Source organism: Alienimonas californiensis (assembly GCF_007743815.1).
GTDB lineage: Bacteria > Planctomycetota > Planctomycetia > Planctomycetales > Planctomycetaceae > Alienimonas > Alienimonas californiensis.
Genome location: NZ_CP036265.1, coordinates 4,097,148 through 4,115,070 on the forward strand (window position 1 = coordinate 4,097,148; position 17,923 = coordinate 4,115,070).

Here is a 17,923-nt window from a genome sequence, read left to right on the forward strand (position 1 = left end):
CGTGAAGGTCAGTAAAAAGTGAGGTCAAATCGCTTTGAGGCTCTCCGCGATCGGGCGACGCAGGGCCTTGAGGGCCGGCGGGACGGCCCCCGCGGCGCCGAGCAGTAATCCGACGCCGCAGCCGATCAGCAGCGTCGTTCCGTCCACCCGCAGGGCGAAGGCGCCCATCGTGAACCGGACCGACAGCCCGTTGATCAGCAGCAGCGCCGCAGTCCCCGCCAGCAGCGAGGCGGCGGCGGCCAGCACGAGCCCCTCCTGGATGAGGCTCAGCAGCACGGCCCGGCGGCGGAAGCCGATCGCTCGCAGGGCGGCGATCTCCCGCGTCCGCCCGGCGACGGCGCCGTACATCATATTCAACCCGGCGAACGCCCCGGCGCCGGCGACCAGCGCCACCACCGCCCAGGCGAGAATCCGCACCGGCTTGTAGTGCGTCTGCATCGCGCCGTAGTAGGCGGTCTCCGGCGTGGCGGTGATCTCGAGGTCCTTCCGCTGCTTGGAGAACAGATCGATCTCCCCGGCGGAGCCGTCGGGGGCGAGGGTGAGGGCGACCAGCCCGAGGTCCTGCCGATTGAGGGCGGACTGCAGGTCCGGCAGCCGGCACCAGAGTTCCGATTCGAACGCCGATCCGCCCGCGGAAAACGTGCCGCTGACCGTCCAATCGCGGTTTTCGAACGTCACCGTTGAGCCGGGCCTCAGGGCGTTCGCGGGCACGCCGAGCTTGGCGTGGGCCAGCCGCCCGGCGAGGATTTCGCCCGGCCCCGGCCAGGCGCCGGAGGTGATCCGCACGGACCGGCGAACAAGCGATGCAGTGGGCGTCACCCCGCGGACCAGCCCCAGCGACGTGACGTCTCCGCCGCCGACGCGGGTGCCGAAGTACAACTCTGGAGACACGTAGGCGACGCCCGACCGCTGCCGGATGCCGCTCAGGCTGGCTTCAAGGACGCCGGCGGTGCGGGCCGGGACGGCGGAGTTCTCGATGTTCTCCTCCGCCCCCAGCGAATAGACGAGCATCACGTCGGGATCGCCGCTGACGGCCAGCGACGTCTCCAAGCCGCGGATGAAGCCCACGACCACGAGCATCAACAACACCACCGTGGCCAGCGCCGCCAGCGTCAGCAGGCTGCGCACCGGCCGCCGGGCCAGGTTGCGAATGCCGTAATCCCACGGGAGCAGGCGGAGCGTCATGCGGCGGTGACTTCGTGGACGGGAGAGGGGAGGCCGAAACGGGGCGACGTAGACGTGCGTCGCCCCGGGAGCGGAACCGATCAGGATTTGGGCTTCTCAGTGAAGGTGCCGCTCGGGCCGACCAGCTTCTCCGGGGTCTTGCCGATCGACTCCATCGCCTCCCACAACCACTTGGGCGAGAGCTTCACCTGCGGATCGGGCCACACCGTGACAGTCTTCTTCTGGATGTCGCACCGCACCTTGGCGATGCCGTCGACGGGGTTCAGCGTCGCTTCGATCCGCTTCACGCATCCGCCGCACATCTCGCCGACGGTGATAACGGTCGCGGCGGGGGCGGCGGTCGTCGCCGGGCTCTCGGGCGCCGCGGACGCCGTCGTCGCGGCGGTCAGCAAGAAGACGCCGCAGAGGGCGCGCAGGGTGGGGAGGGCGGCGTTCATGGGAACTCCTTTTCAGGGGCGAAAGATAGATCTCGACGCGCAACACGCATCGTCGAGCGGGGGGCGGGACAGAGCGTCCCGCGGGAACGACGACCGCACACGGGCCGCCGAAGTGGGGAACCGACCGCAGCAGCGGACCGGAGAAAGAAGGTGCGGGCGAACCCCCGCCCTCACGGGGGCGGAACGGTACGCCCCGGGGCCGCTAGTTCAGCAGCGACGACAACAGGACGCGCAGCGCCGCTCCGCTGACAAACCCGGGCGGGCTCTCAGAGACCGCGTACGTCACCGGCCGGCAAGCGCCAAGCTTCGGCAACGATTCTTCGAAGAAGGCCGTGCTCAGACCGACGTGCGCCGCGACCCCGTCGAGGTCCGGCGAATCCGACAGCACGGCGCCGCCGCAGATTCCCTGGCAGCCGCAATCGTCGCCGTTCGGTTGCGGCCCGTCGTCGCCGCAGTCAGCGGGAGAGACCGGGCAGCAGGGGCAGTGCGTCGCTTCGCTCCCCGCATCGCCGCAGGCGCCCGCCGCACAGCGGAACGGGCACGCCAACAGGGCGCAGAGGGTGGCGGCGGCGACCAGCGACCGAAACATTCCGTCCAAAACGCGGGGAAGGGAACCGCCCGAGCTTACGCCGCCGACACCGACGCGGGCAAGGGCGCAATCGTCCGGCCCGTCCGCCTGCCGCCGCATTGACCACTGCGGGAGCCCAAGAAAAAACCCGCCCCGGCGAACCGGGGCGGGTCAGTAGAGGCGTGGGGACTCCGCCCGATGAGCTCTCTCGTCGATGAAAATGGGTCTTCGTTCGCTGCGTCCGGACGAACTGCCCCGGTCGAATCGCACCGGCGTAAAGTTCGAATTTCGCAGGCGTTCGGTCGCTGGTCTGGAGACCCAGTCCGACAGCCCCGCAGCCGCCGACACACAGCGGGCCCCTCGATATGAAATTGCCCCGCACACTGCCGGAACCTAGCGGATCTGTTTCTTGCCCTAATCGGTCGCCCCGAAGCCTTCGGCTGGGGGCCTGCAGGTCGTGGCGGAGAACCCACGGCGGCCGAGTGCGTCGATGTCTGCAGCGGGTAGACAAAATTGATCTATCTGACGGTCCCGAGCAGGGCTTCGTCGCCGCACCCGCGAAAGGCGGCTCAGGTCCGCTGCACTCGGATGAGCCCACGATCGCGGGTCACGCCCGCGTTAAACCGCACGCTCCGGACTGGATGCCGGACCGCGGATTGAAGGGGATGTGCCGGTTGGCGAGAGAGTCACAGCAGCACTGGCATCGATCTCGGACGACGAACCCGATCTCTCCCGCGCGGCTGCTTCCTTCGGCAGTTAGGATTTTCTGAGTCCACTGCCAACGCCGTGCGCGGTGCGGGCTCCGACCTGAATCCTCTGGCTTTTGATGACCGCGGACCGTCAATTTTCACACGGCGGCGACCGTCTGCGTCAGGTACGTTCGCCGGCTCCGGCGGCGGCGAAATTCCCCTTTTCTCTACGACGGGGCGTCGTAACTGAAAATCGCTCCCTCGGCTCCGGCGCCGCGGTTCCCGTCGGCCGGCTGGCGGGAATCGCATGAGCGTCGCCCCGCCCGTGGTCGTCGGGATGCCGGTCCGCAACGCAGAACGTTATCTCCCCGAGGCGCTGGACTCCCTGCTGGGGCAGACGTTCGGGGATTTTGAGCTGGTGATCTCCGATAACGCCTCGACCGACGGCACGGAGGCCCTCTGCCGCGCCGCGGCCGCCCGCGACGACCGCGTGCGCTACGAGCGACTGTCGGAAAACGTGGGGGCTATCGAGAACTTTAACCGTCTGGCCCGTGCCGCCCGCGGGTGCTACTTCAAGTGGGCCGCCTCCGACGACCTGTGCTCGCCCACGTTTCTTGAGCGCTGCGTGGAACGGCTGGACGGCGACGGCGCCCTCGCCTGGTGCCACCCGCTGACCCGTCACATTGACGGCGACGGCGACCCGATCGCGGCCCAGGACGACCCCGCCATCCCCGCCGGCGAGCCGAACCATAGCCTGACCCGCGTCGGCGCCACCGGCATGCGGTTCGACCGCACCGCGGCGGCGGCGTGGCGGCGATTTCGGGCGGTCGTGCTGGGGACGACCTGGTGTTCGGACAGCTACGGCCTGATTCGCCTCGACGCCCTCCGGAGAACCGCGCTGCTGCCGCCGTTCTTCGGGGCGGAGAAAGTGCTCATGGCCGATCTCGCCCTGCACGGCCGGTTCGCGGAGATTCCGGAGGTGCTCTTTTCGCAGCGGATCCACGCTGACGCCGCGAGCAACCTCGGCGGGGCGGACGCCGAACGCACCTTCGCCCGCGCGGCGGCGGGAGCCGGGAAGTTCTCGTCCACCCGTCTGGCCCTGCTGCGGGGGTACGCCTCCGCGGTGCGGCGGGCGGACCTGTCCGCCGCCGACCGATTCCACTGCTTCACCACATTGGGGCTCTACGTCGGGCAGGTGGGCAAGTGGGGCCGGGTATTGAAGTCCGCGGCGGCCGGCCGGGGCGTCGGCGACGACACCTTCCGCAAGGTGGCCGCCCGCCGAACGGCCTCTCGCACGCGCTCCGTCGAGGAGTCCGATCGATGAACTTCACCGCTCCGCCGTCTGATCGGCCGGTCGCGGCCGCCCCGCCGGAATCGGTCGTTCTGATCGTCGATCCCCGACGGATTGTTCGGTGGCTGCTGGCGGTCGTCGTCGTCGTCGCGGCGGTGGGGACGGCCGCGGACTGGATCATCTATCAGGTCGCCGATCATCCGGACGACGGCCTCGCGAGGGTGGCCCGGCGGTTCGACCTGGGGCACGAACCGAGCTTGCCGGCGTGGTACTCGTCGCTGGCCCTGCTGGCCTGCGGGGCATTGGCGGCGCTGATCGCCCGGGTCGTACGGGAGGATCGACTCTGGTGGGGGCTGCTCGCGGCGCTGTTCGCTGGCCTGGCGCTGGACGAGGCGGTGATGATCCATGAGATGGCCGACGGCGTGACGCACGAGGCGCTCGACGGCGGCGGGGTCCTTTACTTCACCTGGGTCGTGCCGGGGCTGATCTTCGTGGCGGGCGTTTGCGCTCTCTTCGCCCGCTTCCTCTGGCGATTGCCGGCCCGCACGCGGTGGCGATTTATCTTGGCCGGCGGGACGTTTGTGGCGGGAGCGGTCGGGATGGAGATGGCCGCCGGCGCCGTGGTCGATTCCTACCCCACCGAGGCCGAAGGCATTGCCTCGCCGGCTCATATCGCGGTGCAAGCGGTGGAAGAGTCGCTGGAAATGCTCGGCGTCTTGCTGTTCCTGGCGGCGGAACTGGATTATCTCGCCATGGCCGCCGGTTCAATTGTCCTCCGGTTCGCCCGGACCGGCCCCGCTGACGAACTCCTGACCGAATGACCAATGCCCGCTGCTGTCCCGGGTGCGGCTCGGACCGGCTGACCGACCTGTTCGAGGCGACCGGCCAGCCGGTGCACGTCGGCATTTTCGGCGAGACCGCCGAACAGGCCCGTGCCCTGCCGACCGGCGAAATCACGCTCGCCCACTGCGGGCGCTGCGGGCTGGTGCACAACCGATCGTTCGAACCGGCGAAACTCGGGTATCGGCCGGGGTACGAGGTCGCGCTGCACCATTCCGCGACCTTCCGCGATTATCTCGACGGACTGATCGACGGGCTCATCGACCGGTTCGACCTGCGCGGCAAAAGGGCGCTGGAGATCGGCTGCGGCGACGGCTACTTCCTGACCCGTCTGGCGGAGCGGGCCGGGCTGCACGGGGTCGGCGTCGACCCGACCGCCCCCCGCGAGGGCCGCGAGCTGGCCGGGGACGGTACGGTCGAGCTGATCCGGGCTTACTTCGACGAGGGAACTGCCCGCCGCGTGAATGATCCGCCGGTCGAGTTCGTCGCCTGCCTGTCGGCGTTCGAACACGTCCCCCAGCCGGCGGGGTTGTTGAAGACCGTGCGGGAGATGGCGGGCGGGCGGGCGGGCGGGCTGTATTTCGAAACCTTCGACGCCCGCCGGGCGCTCGGTCGCGGGGAGATTTGGAGCGTCCACTACGAGCAGTGCAACCTGTTTGGGGCCGCGTCCCTGGCCGCGTTGTTCCAACATGCGGGACTGACGGTGACGGACGCCGGCAACTGCTACGCCGGCGACCAATACGCCTACGTCGACGCGGTCGCCGGTCCCGCCCCCGCGGACCCGCCGCAGGACCTGGAGCCGGACGGCCTGCCGCCGGAACTGGCGAAGTTCCGCGAGACTTACCGGGCCAGGCACGCCGAATGGACCGCCCGGCTGGCCGAATGGCGGGCGACGGGCAAGACGGCGGCGTTCTGGGGGGCGGCGGGTAAAGGGGTGACGTTCCTGAACTCCCTGCCGCTCGCGGGACCGGGGGACGGCGTGGTCGAAGCGGTCGTCGATTCCAACCCGGACAAGCACGGCAAGTTTCTGCCCGGAACCGGGCACCCGATCGTCCCGCCCGAAGCCCTCGCGGCGAACCCGCCGGACGCGATCGTCCTCTCCAACGCCCTGTACGAGCGGGAGATCCGCGCCCGGGCGGAAGAACTGGGCGTGACCTGCGAGTTCCACGTCGCCTGACCGTCGCCTGAACCCACGCCCCCGCTCCCCGCACGCCCCGGCATGGCGACGCTCGAACCGATCACTCCGGAGCTGTTCCCGAAGCTCTACACGGCGTTTCTCCACGACGACGACCCGCTGTCCGGGGAGTCGGAGTGGCGGCGGGTGTTCGACTACGCCTGGGAGAAGCCGGAGGGCCACGCCGGGTACGCCCTGCTGGAGGGGGACGAGGCGATCGGCTTTTTGGGGATGATCTTTAGCAGACGGATCGTGAACGGGCGGGAGGAACGGTTCTGCAACCTCCACACCTGGTGGGTTCGGAAGGATCGCCGCGGGCATAGCCTGATGTTATTGCGGCCGATCACACGACTCCGCGGGTACACAATCACCCACTTCACACCGGGCGATCGGGTGCGAGCGGTGCTGCGGCGGCTGGGATTTCGCGACCTCAGTTCGCAGTTGACGATCCTTGCGCCGCCGGGACGTCACGGGAGACTGCCGGCGGGGGCGACCCTGTCGTTTGATGCGGACGAGATGGTCGACCGGCTCCCCGAAACGGAACGTCGCCTGCTGACGGACCACAGGCCTTACCCGGTCGAGCCGCTGCTCGTCGAGGTGGGCGGGGAACGATGCCTCGTGTTGCACAGCCACGTGGTACGGCACCGGCTGCCCTACGTTCACGTCCACCACGTCAGCGACCGGGAGCTGTTCCTGAAGCGGGAGCCGGCGGTTCGGGCGGCTCTGCTGGAGCGCTACCAGGCCCGCTTTGCGGCGATCGACACGCGGCTGTTCCCAGGGACGCGGTTCCGGCGAGGCGTTCGGTTCTGGGCGCCGGCGAACGCCCTTTATAAATCGGACGACGTTCCGCCGGAGCGGATCGACAACCTTTATTCGGACGTGACGCTGCTGGCCCTGACCACCCTGCCGGACCTGACGCACGAGGTGACCGAGCGGGGCCGCCGCCTGCTCGGCCTGTCCTCCAACGCCGAACCGGCCTGACGCAGCGGCCCGGGCAGACGTCGCTCCGCCCCGCTTCGCGAAAATCGAAACGGTGCGACCGGCTTCGTCGGCGTCGTTCGTCCAGGGAACCGGTTTTCCTTCCGCCGTGCCGGGGGGCGTGTTCTAGGTTGTCCGGCCCCCTCGTCTGTCCGTGCCGTCCGTCTGTCCGTGCCCCCCGTTATCGCCGCCCCGCCGCTGACCGCCGCTGCAACGCCTGAGGGGGGCGCCGCCGCTCCACGGGCGGTGCAATGGATGTCCGCGTTCTTGGACCGTCGGCGATCGCGGCCGGCGAGTGCGGCGCGATAAAATCCGTCGTTCCCCCCGCCGTGAGGCTGCGGCGGGCCGGCTCGAGCACAATCTCCTTGCGGAACGGCTTTCCGCGAACCCATAAATGACAGTTCCCCGATGACGGACGTCTACTTCAACGCCGACCACCCCGACGAGCGCCGCCGGGAGAACCTGTACGCCGGGGCGATCTACGTCGACGGCGCCAACGACGCGACGCGGGCGCTCTGCGATTTTGCGCGGGCGCTGTCGGAGGAAGCGTTCGCCCCGCACGACCCGCGGGACGCCCAACACGCGCTGTCGGTGGAAGAGTACAACGCCGTCTTGAAGGACCTCAAACCGAGTTTTATTCACCACCCGGACAGCAAGACCCTCATTCGGGACGTCCTGCGGGCAGCGGGCTGCGATCTCGACCGCACCTACACGGACGTGCCCCGACTGCGGACGGCGACCTCGCACGGCTACCTGACCAGCGGGTTGGCCTACGCGTTCAAGCCGCACCGAGACACCTGGTACTCCCCGCCGCAGTGCCAACTGAACTGGTGGCTGCCCGTGTACCCGATGGAAGCCGGCAACGGGATGGCTTTCCACCCGCACTACTGGGACCGGGCGATCCGCAACTCGTCCGCGGAGTTTAATTATCAGGACTGGCAGACCGGCGGGCGGAAGGCGGCCCACGACCAGGGAAAAAGTGACACCCGGGTGCAATCCGAGGCGCTGGAGGAACTCGAACTGGAGCCGGCCCTGCGGCTGGTCCCGGAGGCGGGCGGACTGATCGTGTTTAGCGCGGCCCACCTGCATTCGACGGTCCCCAACGAGACCGGTCGCACGCGACTGAGCATCGATTTCCGCACCGTCAACCGGGACGACCTGGAAGCCGGTCGCGGGGCGCCGAACGTAGACAGCGCCTGCGGGGGCACCACGACGATGGACTATCTGCGAGCCGCAGACTTTTCGCACCTGCCCGACGAGCTGATCGCCCGTTACGCGCAGGATCGGCCGGATTGGGCCGCCCCCGCGACCGCCGCCTGACCGATCGTCCCGTCGCGTTCCCGTTCCCCGCAGTGCCGCCGCCATGCCCGACGCCCCGACCGGCCCGCCGACCGCTCGCCCTCGCGGTTCCCGCCGCGCCTGCGACGCTGCGCTGCGGTTGGGCAGCGTGAAGGCGCAGGCCGACCGCGGCTTCGCCCGGGCAGATTGCGGCCGGGACACGGCGTCGTGACAGCAAGGCTCTCCGAATCGGCGACCGAAGCGATTCATGACGCGCCCTCGCTCCGCCGCGGGGCGGCACGGTCGCTGCTGGCGCGTGCCGTCTCCGATCCGGTGTTGGCGATCCTGGATCAGGGGGTGGTGAGCGGGACGCGGTTCGTCACCACGGTGGCCGTGGGGCGGGCGGCCGGAGAGGCGGAGTTGGGCGTCTACGCTTTGGCGGCGGCAGGACTGATTTTCGCCGGGGTGGCGCAGGAGGCGATCGTGACCAAGCCCTACACCGTGCTGCGGGAGGGCGACGCCGATCCCGGCTACGCCGGCAGCGCCCTGCTGCAACACGTCGGGCTGGGCGGGGGATTGGCGGCCGCGTTGCTGATCGCCGCCGCCGCGGCCGCGGCGGCGGGGGCGACGGCCGCCGCGGCCGTGCTGGCGGCGCTGGCGGTCGTCACGCCGCTCTCCCTGCTCTGGGAGTTCGCCCGCCGGATGAGTTTCGCTCACCTGCACCTCCGCACTGCCCTGGCGGTGGACTGCGGTCTGGCGGCGATGCAACTGGGGGCGTTGGCGGGGCTGTGGGCGACCGGGCGGCTCACCGCCCTCACCGCCTTGGCGGCGACCGGGGCGGGGGCGGCCGTCGCGGGGGCGATCTGGCTGGCGCGGGCGCGGGCCTCGCTCCGGTTCGCAAGGGGGCGGGCCGGCGAGGACTGGCGGCGGAGCTGGCGGTTCGGCCGCTGGATCCTCGCCGCTCAACTGTGCGGACAGGCCTGTGGCAACGCCCCGCACTGGATCCTCGCGGCAGCGGTCGGAATGGCGGCGACCGGCCGGTTCGCGGCGGCGCAGAACGTCGTGCTGCTCTGCAATCCGCTGATCCTCGCCGTGGGCAGCCTGTTGGTCGCCCAAACCGCCGCCGCTCGACGGTCCGGCGGTCCGGCGGCGGTCCGCGGGGTGACGGTGCAGACCGCGATCGCGTTGACGGGGCTCACGGGGCTGTTCTGGTTCGGACTGCTGTTCGCCGCCGAACCGTTGCTGGGCCTGGTGTACGGGTCGAGCTTCACCTCGGCGGCGCCCGTCATCCTGCTGCTGGGCTTGGCTCCGCTGGCGTGGTCCCTGAGTACCGCCTTCGAGGCGGGACTCTCCGCAATCGACCGGCCGGAACTCGGGTTTCGGGCAATGCTCGCCGGGCTGCTGGCGACGGTCGTCGCCGCCGTTCCGCTCACCATCTTCTACGGAGCGGCGGGAGCGGCGGCGACCGTCGCGATCGGCAGCGCCGTCTCCGCCGCCGCCCTCGCCGTTCCGTTCCTCCGTCTCACCGCCCCCCCGGCCCCGCACGCATGACCGCTTCTCAGGCAAGTCCCGACGCCGCGCATCCCGCCCCCGCGATCCGCGCGTTCGTTCACGAGCAGTTCCCGCTCGCCGCCCAGCGGGATCTCAGCGACGACGATTCCCTGCTGGACAGCGGAGCCGTCGACTCGCTCGGGATTCTCGATCTCGTCGGCTTTCTGGAGAGTCGATTTGAAATTCAGATCGCGGACGAGGACGTGGTCGGCGAGCACTTCGACTCGGTCGCCGCGATGGCCGAATTTGTGGAATCCAAGCGGGCAGGGATCTGACCGACGCGATGGACTTCCTCCTGCATCACACGCTGTTCTCCTCCGCCGCCCGTGACGCGGACGCGGAGGCGCTGGTCTTCAAAGACCGACGGCTGTCGTTCGCTCGGTTCGCCGCGGCGGCCGCTCGGCTGGCGCACGCCCTGCGAAAGTTGGACGTACGACGCGGCGATCGCGTGGCGATCCTGCTGGGGCCGTCGATCGAACTGCCGATCGCAATTTACGGCGTCTCCGCGGCGGGGGCGGCGTTCGTGCCGGTGCACCATTCGCTCCGCCCGCCGCAGGTGCGGCATATCCTGCGGGACTGCGGCGTGCGGGTCCTCATCACCGCCGCCGACCGGGTGGGCGAACTGGCCGAGGTCGCCGCGGAGTGTCCCGACCTGGAGCACGTCGTCGCCGTCGGGGAGACGAACCGGGAGACGGACGGGGGGGGCGGCTGCCCCGTGCCAGTTCACGACTGGGGCGTCCTGTGCGACGCCGCGGACGAGACGCCGCCGACGGACCTCGGGATCGACCGCGATCTCGGAGCGGTGCTCTACACCTCCGGTTCGACCGGGGCGCCGAAGGGCGTAATGCTTTCGCACGCCAACCTGCTGGCCGGGGCGTCGATCGTCTCGCAGTACCTGTCGATCACCGCCGCGGACCGGCTGCTGGCGGCGCTGCCGTTCAGCTTCGACGCCGGGTTGAACCAACTGACCACCGCGGTGCAACAGGGGGCGGCCTGTGTGCCGGTTCGGTTCGTCCTGCCGCGGGATCTGGTCCGGGCGCTCGAGGCCGAGCGGATCACCGGCCTGGCGGGCGTGCCGCCGCTGTGGGCGCGGCTGACGGCGCCGGGATCCGGGCTGGCCGACGCGGACCTGACGGCGCTGCGATACGTGACGAACACCGGCGGAGCGGTCTCCCGGTCGCTACTGGATCGGCTGCGGACCGCAGCGCCGAAGGCCGACGTCGTGCTGATGTACGGGCTGACCGAGGCGTTCCGCTCCACCTACCTGCCGCCGGAGGAACTCGACCGTCGGCCGGATTCAATGGGGAAAGCGATCCCCAACACGGAGATTCTCGTGGTCTCCGAAGACGGCCGCCGCTGCGAGCCGGGCGAGGTCGGCGAACTGGTGCACCACGGGCCGACGGTCTCGCGGGGCTATTGGGGCCGGCCGGAGCAGACCGCGGCGGTCCTCCGTCCGCACCCGTTCCCGCCGCCGGGCGGGGCGGAGCCGGACCGGGTCTGTTACTCCGGCGATCTGGTGCGGATGGACGAGGACGGCTTCCTGTATTTTGTCGGCCGGCGGGACGGCCTGATCAAGACGAGCGGTTTTCGCGTCAGCCCGACCGAGATTGAGGAAGCGATTAGCGCCGCCGATGGCGTGCGGGAGGCGGCCGTGGTGGGCGTGCCGGACGAGACCCTCGGCCAGAAGGTGATCGCGTTCGTCGCCCCGGCCGGCGTTGATCCCGCCGCTGTGCGGGCGAGCTGCGCCGCACGGCTGCCGGCCCATATGGTGCCGGCGGCGATCGAGCCCCGCGACGCCCTGCCGCGAACCGCCAGCGGCAAAACGGACTATCCCGCTCTCCGGGCGGAGGCCGCCGCCGCCCACGCCGCGCCCCAGGCCGCCGCCCATGACTGATCCCCCGCAAACCGACCCGCTGCCGCCGCACGTTGCGGCGCTGATCGCCCGGCGGTTCCCGCACTCCGGCGACGAGCTGGTCGTCGGCGGCGTCGCCGTCGGCGAGTTGGCGGAGCGATTCGGGACGCCGCTGTTCGTCTATGACGGCGGGGCGTTCGCCGCGGCGGAGCGGGCCGTACGGAACGCGCTGCCGGCCGGGTGGGAGTTGTTTTATTCGATGAAGGCGAACCCAGCGGCCGCTCTGCTGCAATTCTTCATGGGCCGCGGGTGCGGGATTGAGGTGGCCTCCGCCGGCGAACTGCGGCAGGCGCTCGCCGCCGGCTGTCCCGCCGACCGCGTGATCTTCGCCGGGCCGGGCAAGACCGACGTGGAACTCGCCCTTGCAGTCGAGGCCGGCGTGGGCGAACTGCACCTCGAATCGGTCGGCGAGGCTCGCCGGCTGGCGAACCTCGCTGCCGGCGGTTCGCTCAGCGCCCGCTTAGCGATTCGCGTGAATCCGAACGCCGCCGTGCAGGGCGGGGCGATGCGGATGGGCGGGCGACCCAGTCCGTTCGGCGTCGACGAGGAGCGGTTCGAAGAAGCCGTCGATGAGATCGCCTCCGCCGGTCTGTCGATCGACGGCCTGCACTTGTTCACCGGCACGCAGATTCTTGACGCCGATGTCCTGCTCGCCCAGTACCGGCACGGATTCGAGCTGGCCCGCCGGCTCGCCGATCGCACCGGCCGGCCGGTGCGCACCGTCGATCTGGGCGGCGGGTGGGGCGTGCCTTATTTCCCCAACGAGGCCCCGCTCGATCTCGCCGCCCTCGCCGACGGGCTGGTCGAATTGGAAGCGGAACGTACCGCCGACCCGCGGCTGGCCGACGCTCGAGTGGTGCTCGAACCGGGCCGGTTTCTGACGGCCGAAGCGGGGGTGTATCTCGCCCGGGTGACGGACGTGAAAATTTCCCGGGGCAAGACGTTCGCCGTGCTGGACGGCGGCATGCACCACCACCTTGCCGCCTCCGGCAACCTCGGTCAGACGATCAAGCGCAACTACCCGTTAGCGATCGTGAACCGGCTGCGGGCCCCGGCGGGCGAGCCGATTGAGTTGGTCGGCCCACTCTGCACACCGTTGGACGCCCTCGGCCGGTCGGCGGCGATCCCGACACCGCGGGTCGGCGATCTGGCGGGGGTGTTCCAGTCTGGGGCCTATGCCCGCGCGGCGAGCCCGCTGGGGTTCCTGAGCCATCCCGCCCCGCCGGAGGTCTGGGTCGATTCCGGAGTCGCCCGCCTAATCCGCCGCCGCGGCAACCCGGCCGATTTCTTGCACGACCAACTTCCCGCGGCGGGGATTGCGGCATCAGGACGACCGGACGCCGATTGAACACTTCCGGGACGGCGGCGCCACCCTGTCGGGCGGGATGTCCGGGCCGAGCCGCACCACGGCTGGATGCTGCACGACCTCGACCGGCGGGAACGGATGCGAGCAAGGTCCGCCGCAGCCCCGACTGCAACAAGGCGTCCCGCCCGGAGGCCGATAGAGATCGTGTCGCAACGGCGAGGCAGAGCACCATTCGGCGGAGCCGTCTGGTGGGTGGTCCGGTCGGAGCCGAACTGCGTCGGCATCGCAGGTGATAGTGAGGGATACAAGCTGCGCCAGCCTCGCTAGACGTCCCCCCCAAAGACAGCCCTGCGCCACCCACTGTGGCGTAAGAGCCAGTGCGATAGAAAAGGGAAATGAAAAACCCCCGACCCTGCAACGACTTGCGTCACTTGCGGGGCCGGGGGTCAGTGGAGGCGGGGGGAATCCTCAGAAAGTGCACAGATCACTACCATTACAGTGATTAACGAGTCGGCCGGAATGCTATGCCACCCGTTATGCCATCCACGGCCGGCGGCAGGGAATCCTCGCGGAGTTCGGACCAGCCCGATCCGTTCAGGTCGAATCCATAGACGATCCGAGGGGCAGGGGGGCGGTCGTCACGCGGTTACGTGTACTCCCGCGATGAGCGAGTGGCTCGTCCCCCCTGACACCCCTGACAGAGCGTTGGCGGCGGGGGGCAATCGTCGACGCCGTCGGCAAGTGCAGGACGAACCCTTCTGCATCGACGCGCTCAGCAGGTCAGCCCTCGAAGCGACGCCCAAGCGCCTCGGAGTCGGGCGGGGCGGATCGGCGAGCGCCGCACGTCAGCCGGGTGCGGCGCAGGTGATCCGTGATCGTCGGTCCCGCTGTTTCGATTCGAGCGGCGGTTCTGCTGGCGGTCGCGAGCGGAAACGCGATACCTGACGCTCCACGAGCGCCCCCGCGGGGGCGACGGATACCACTTGGAGCTGTGACGATGTTGCCGCCACTACCGCAAAGCCTTCCGATCGTCCGACTCACCGGGTTGCCCCCGCGGTGGAAGTGGGAGGCGGTGCGTCGTCACCCGTTTTTCGTTTGGGGCTGGCCGCGCGCTCGGCGTTTTCGAAAGACGGCGTCGGGCCCAAGCTCTGCCAGCCCCTTCGACGTCTTGCTCGGGGGGCCGGAGGCCCTGGAGGAGCTGCACGCGCACACCGGCATCAACCTTCTGGCCGTTTCGGGCCTTCCGCCGTCTCCCGCCACCGAGTTCGATGAGGTGGAACCCGGACTGATCGTCCCTACGGCGGAGCAACCGGCGTATCAGCCGCCCGTGAGGGATCTCATTTCGCTGCTCCTACGCGAGCTACCCTCGCAGGAGTTGAACGCGCTCGCGCTCATTGCGGCTCAGGCCGGCGGGATGATCGGGACGGGGTCGGAACCCGTCGACCCGATCCTGGACGAAGACGGCGTTCCGATCGCGCCGGGTCGGGTCGTCGCAGCAGACACTCTCCGCCGCGTCCCCAGCGAGGCGTTCGACCGGCCGCTCGACATCCCGCTGTTTTTTATCAACCCGTTTGAGCGGAAGGCGCCGGTCGTGGACGCCGTCGAGAAAAGCCGCGCCCGTTTCCGAGACGATCTTCCGGAACTCGCGAAGATCGTCCGCGAACGGGCTTCCTCCGAGAAGAAGTTGGAGGCTCAGTTCGCCGCGTGGGACGCGCGGGAGGGCTGGGCGGCAGGACGCTACGACGAGGCGTTGGAGATCAGCAACAAGAGGGCCGCCGTGCGGAATCAGGCCGGCTCCGAGTCGTCGGCCACGGATGCCTACAAAGCCGCGTTCTTCTACATCTTCGGGACCGCATACACCCCCGACATGCGTCTCAAGCTGCATGCGGAGGTCCGTGCGTGGCTACTGCCCGCAGCCGAGCGCGACGGGTACCTGAGCCGCAACGGCAAGAAGGCGACGTCGGACTCCAATCGCGCCAGGCGGCCCCGCGGCGGTCAAGACGCCGCCGCAAAGTGGGTTACCGACGCTGGTGGGTTAGGAGGCGATTCACTGTCCGAGGATCGGGCGTCCCAGGATCGGTTCACCCCCCGAGAAGATCCGGTCGAGACCGCCAAGCTCGCAGAACTGGAAAAGCGGGTGAGGGCGGCGCTCTCGGAATGCGGCAGCGACGCGGCGACGGCCGATCGGCTGTCGGCGTTGCTAAACCGGGCGATCTCGCCCGACGAACTCGAATCGGTGCGAGACCATTTCGGACTAGGCCGAACGGGGGAAGACGCAGGGTCGCCGAGCGATCCGGATTAGCGTGAGGCTAAACCCGGAGTGCGGGAATCCTGGAGCACCTTCTCCGAGCCGTGTCCTTCCCGCCCCCTCCCTGGGACGGGCGACTGTCGGGTGAAAGCCGGTGGATAAGGGTCGGAGCGGTGCTCGATTCCGACGGCGTCTGGCGCCGTCTTTCGCGCACCAAACCGAAAGAGCTCCCCGCCGCCTGTCCCGGTGTCGCTGACCGGCGATCGGACTGGCGGCGGGGAGCGCCAAGCACGATGAGCATAACTGAAACTGACGCCGCGGGGCAGCCCCCGGACGGCGACGATCCGCTGCTGCCGAAGCACCGGGCCGACCTCGAAAAGAGCGGCCTCCTGCCGCCGGTGCTCGACGAGCACGGCGTCTACTCCACCGTCGACTCGGACGTGGTCGCCGGCCTCCTGGGGCTGGAGAGACGGGACACGCGACTGGCGCCGGCGCTGGTCCTGCCGTACCTGAATGCGGACGGCTCGCCGTCCGACTTCCACCGGCTCAAACCTGATACTCCCCGCCGCGGCGAGAAGAACCGGACCGTCAAGTACGAAGCCCCGCGGGGCCGCGGGAATCGCGCCTACTTTACCCGCGTCGGTCTCGCGGCCGTCGATAGCCCGGGGGCCGCCCTGCTGTTCGCGGAAGGCGAAAAGAAGGCGTTGGCGGCTGCCCAGGCCGGCTATCCCGCGATCGGGTACGCCGGCGCTCAATCCTGGAAGGAACCCGGCAGCGAAGACCTGATCGAGGATCTCCGCGGGATCGACTTTGCGGGCCGTACGGTCCATCTCGTCCCCGACAGCGACTACGCCACCAACCCCAGGGTGACCGAGGGCACCGCCCGATTCGGAGCGGCCCTGAAGGCCGCGGGCGCGGACGTGCGGTTGGTCGCCCTGCCGGCCGGCCGCAAGGGGGCCAAACAGGGGTTGGACGATTTCCTCGTCGCCAACGGCGAGGAGGCGTTCGCGGACCTGCTGGACGCCGCGGAACCGCCGCATCCCGTGGGCGCGGCGATGCGCCGGGCCGCCGGACTCGTGACCCCGGAGGAGGCCGCCGACCTCGTCGTGTCGGCGCACACCGAAGACGGCTTGCCGCTGCTGCGGTACTGGCACGGGGCTTGGTACCTCTGGGACAAGACCCGCTATCGCCAGCTGGACGGGGACGAAGTGGAAGCGGTCGTGATGAAGGCCCTCAAGCCCCACCTTGACGGCCTCACGGTCCGGCGCAAGGGGGACGTCCTGATGCACCTGCGGACGAAGACCCGCCTCGGCACGCATGTGCGGCCCGGCGACTGGCTGGTGACCCCGCCGGTCGACTGGGACCCGGAGGACCTGTTCGCCGCCGACAACGGGATCCTGAACATGGTCGCCTACGCCGAGGGGCGCGAGTGTTTCATCCCGCACACCCCCGCCCGCTTTACGCTCGCGTCCTCCCCCGTCCCATTCGAACCCGCCGCCGCGCGACCCGACCGGTTCCTTCGGTTTATCAACGGGGAGCTGTTCCCTGGACGGCCTAACGAGGTCCGGCTGCTGCGGCAGATTACCGGTTACCTCCTCACGCCGGACACGAGCCATCAGGTCATCCCGCTGCTCAACGGCGCCCCCCGGGGCGGGAAGGGCGTGCTCCTCCGCGTGTTCACGATGCTGTTGGGGGAGGACGCGGTCATTTCCCAGGACCTGGAGTCCCTGTCCGGCCCGTTCGGGCTGGAGCCGCTGCTGGGCAAGTCGCTCATGGCGGTCGGGGAGGTGCAGCCGCCGAACAGCAAGGCGATTCGCGCCAAGCCGGTCGAACGGCTGCTGACGATCAGCGGCGAGGACTCCGTCGCGGTCAATCGGAAGGGGCGGACCGCCGTGAACACTCGGCTGCGGATCAAGATCGTGCTGGCCGGCAACGGCCGCCCGGCGTTTCCCAACAACAGCGGGGCGCTGGCTCACCGGCTGCTGCCGATCCGGTTCCTCAAGAGCTTCGCCCACAAAAAAGATCCCAAGCTGGACCGAAAGCTGGCCGCGGAACTCTCCGGCATCCTGCTCTGGGCTGTGCGCGGTTGGATCGACCTGCGGGAGAACGGCGGGTTCGCGGAGACGGCGGAGACGAAACGTGAGCGGGGTCGCTTAGCCCTGCTCGGCAACCCGCTGCGGCACTTCCTGAACGAGTGCTGCGTCGTCAAGCCGGGGGCCGTCGTGCCGAAGGAAACGCTCCGCGAGCGTTACCGCGACTGGTGCCAGACCAACAGCGTCCACGCGCTGGACGCGGTCAGTTTCAGCAAGGAACTGCTCGAAACCGAGACCGAGATCGATACCGGGCAGAACCGCATCAAGCCGGGCGAGAAGCTCACGGAGACCTTTCGCGGCGTCTGCCTGTTGAGTCCGTAGGGCCGTCTTTCCAAGGTCGCCGCGTTTGCGGCGACCGATTTTCTCCTGAACC

The 17,923-nt window shown here is 69.6% G+C and carries 15 protein-coding genes; 12 read left to right on the forward strand and 3 right to left on the reverse strand.

The genetic code is table 11. From position 1 onward, the window contains the following. Positions 1-24 precede the first annotated feature (24 nt). From CA12_RS16205 to CA12_RS16215, 3 genes are all read right to left on the reverse strand, one after another. Positions 25-1,185, reverse strand: a complete 1,161-nt coding sequence (locus CA12_RS16205) for an ABC transporter permease (protein ID WP_145360067.1) — start codon at positions 1,183-1,185, stop codon at positions 25-27. Positions 1,186-1,265: 80 nt separating this feature from the next. Continuing rightward, a complete protein-coding gene (locus CA12_RS16210) occupies positions 1,266-1,622 on the reverse strand; it encodes a heavy-metal-associated domain-containing protein (RefSeq protein ID WP_145360068.1) in 357 nt (118 codons plus the stop codon). Between the two features lie 202 nt (positions 1,623-1,824). Then, a complete protein-coding gene (locus CA12_RS16215) occupies positions 1,825-2,211 on the reverse strand; it encodes a hypothetical protein (protein WP_145360069.1) in 387 nt (128 codons plus the stop codon). Positions 2,212-3,186: 975 nt separating this feature from the next. On the opposite strand from CA12_RS16215, the gene CA12_RS16220 reads away from it, so the two are divergent. The 12 genes from CA12_RS16220 to CA12_RS16270 all read left to right on the forward strand — a co-directional run bounded on the left by CA12_RS16220 (position 3,187) and on the right by CA12_RS16270 (position 17,871). After that, on the forward strand, positions 3,187-4,203 hold the full coding sequence (locus CA12_RS16220; RefSeq protein WP_145360070.1) for a glycosyltransferase family 2 protein: 1,017 nt from the start codon (positions 3,187-3,189) through the stop codon (positions 4,201-4,203). After that, on the forward strand, positions 4,200-4,991 hold the full coding sequence (locus CA12_RS16225) for a hypothetical protein (protein ID WP_145360071.1): 792 nt from the start codon (positions 4,200-4,202) through the stop codon (positions 4,989-4,991). The genes CA12_RS16220 and CA12_RS16225 overlap by 4 nt, the downstream gene beginning before the upstream one ends. Next, positions 4,988-6,187 (forward strand): class I SAM-dependent methyltransferase, encoded by a 1,200-nt coding sequence (locus CA12_RS16230; RefSeq protein WP_145360072.1) that lies wholly within the window; start codon positions 4,988-4,990, stop codon positions 6,185-6,187. The genes CA12_RS16225 and CA12_RS16230 overlap by 4 nt, the downstream gene beginning before the upstream one ends. A 42-nt stretch (positions 6,188-6,229) precedes the next feature. Further along, positions 6,230-7,165 (forward strand): hypothetical protein, encoded by a 936-nt coding sequence (locus CA12_RS16235; RefSeq protein ID WP_145360073.1) that lies wholly within the window; start codon positions 6,230-6,232, stop codon positions 7,163-7,165. A 405-nt stretch (positions 7,166-7,570) separates the two neighbouring features. Next, on the forward strand, positions 7,571-8,482 hold the full coding sequence (locus CA12_RS16240; protein ID WP_145360074.1) for a phytanoyl-CoA dioxygenase family protein: 912 nt from the start codon (positions 7,571-7,573) through the stop codon (positions 8,480-8,482). Positions 8,483-8,525: 43 nt separating this feature from the next. After that, positions 8,526-8,672 carry a hypothetical protein gene (locus CA12_RS22200; RefSeq protein WP_165700806.1) on the forward strand — a complete coding sequence of 49 codons (147 nt, stop codon included), beginning with the start codon at positions 8,526-8,528 and terminating at the stop codon, positions 8,670-8,672. Positions 8,673-8,773: 101 nt separating this feature from the next. Next, positions 8,774-9,991 (forward strand): polysaccharide biosynthesis protein, encoded by a 1,218-nt coding sequence (locus CA12_RS16245; RefSeq protein WP_145360075.1) that lies wholly within the window; start codon positions 8,774-8,776, stop codon positions 9,989-9,991. Continuing rightward, a complete protein-coding gene (locus tag CA12_RS16250) occupies positions 9,988-10,266 on the forward strand; it encodes an acyl carrier protein (protein ID WP_145360076.1) in 279 nt (92 codons plus the stop codon). Before CA12_RS16245 ends, CA12_RS16250 begins: the two co-directional genes overlap by 4 nt. 8 nt (positions 10,267-10,274) lie before the next feature. Next, positions 10,275-11,885: an acyl-CoA ligase (AMP-forming), exosortase A system-associated gene (locus CA12_RS16255; protein ID WP_145360077.1), complete on the forward strand. Its 1,611-nt coding sequence runs from the start codon at positions 10,275-10,277 to the stop codon at positions 11,883-11,885. Beyond that, entirely contained in the window at positions 11,878-13,251 is a 1,374-nt protein-coding gene (locus tag CA12_RS16260) for a type III PLP-dependent enzyme (RefSeq protein ID WP_145360078.1), read from the forward strand. Before CA12_RS16255 ends, CA12_RS16260 begins: the two co-directional genes overlap by 8 nt. 1,126 nt (positions 13,252-14,377) lie before the next feature. Continuing rightward, entirely contained in the window at positions 14,378-15,511 is a 1,134-nt protein-coding gene (locus CA12_RS16265; protein WP_145360079.1) for a hypothetical protein, read from the forward strand. Positions 15,512-15,750: 239 nt separating this feature from the next. Then, positions 15,751-17,871 carry a phage/plasmid primase, P4 family gene (locus CA12_RS16270; RefSeq protein WP_145360080.1) on the forward strand — a complete coding sequence of 707 codons (2,121 nt, stop codon included), beginning with the start codon at positions 15,751-15,753 and terminating at the stop codon, positions 17,869-17,871. Positions 17,872-17,923: the final 52 nt, after the last annotated feature.

Coding starts and splice junctions, on each gene's coding strand:
- CA12_RS16205 (WP_145360067.1), bottom strand. CDS start 1,185: ATGACGCTCCGCCTGCTCCCGTGGGATTACGGCATTCGCAACCTGGCC.
- CA12_RS16210 (WP_145360068.1), bottom strand. CDS start 1,622: ATGAACGCCGCCCTCCCCACCCTGCGCGCCCTCTGCGGCGTCTTCTTG.
- CA12_RS16215 (WP_145360069.1), bottom strand. CDS start 2,211: ATGTTTCGGTCGCTGGTCGCCGCCGCCACCCTCTGCGCCCTGTTGGCG.
- CA12_RS16220 (WP_145360070.1), top strand. CDS start 3,187: ATGAGCGTCGCCCCGCCCGTGGTCGTCGGGATGCCGGTCCGCAACGCA.
- CA12_RS16225 (WP_145360071.1), top strand. CDS start 4,200: ATGAACTTCACCGCTCCGCCGTCTGATCGGCCGGTCGCGGCCGCCCCG.
- CA12_RS16230 (WP_145360072.1), top strand. CDS start 4,988: ATGACCAATGCCCGCTGCTGTCCCGGGTGCGGCTCGGACCGGCTGACC.
- CA12_RS16235 (WP_145360073.1), top strand. CDS start 6,230: ATGGCGACGCTCGAACCGATCACTCCGGAGCTGTTCCCGAAGCTCTAC.
- CA12_RS16240 (WP_145360074.1), top strand. CDS start 7,571: ATGACGGACGTCTACTTCAACGCCGACCACCCCGACGAGCGCCGCCGG.
- CA12_RS22200 (WP_165700806.1), top strand. CDS start 8,526: ATGCCCGACGCCCCGACCGGCCCGCCGACCGCTCGCCCTCGCGGTTCC.
- CA12_RS16250 (WP_145360076.1), top strand. CDS start 9,988: ATGACCGCTTCTCAGGCAAGTCCCGACGCCGCGCATCCCGCCCCCGCG.
- CA12_RS16255 (WP_145360077.1), top strand. CDS start 10,275: ATGGACTTCCTCCTGCATCACACGCTGTTCTCCTCCGCCGCCCGTGAC.
- CA12_RS16260 (WP_145360078.1), top strand. CDS start 11,878: ATGACTGATCCCCCGCAAACCGACCCGCTGCCGCCGCACGTTGCGGCG.
- CA12_RS16270 (WP_145360080.1), top strand. CDS start 15,751: ATGAGCATAACTGAAACTGACGCCGCGGGGCAGCCCCCGGACGGCGAC.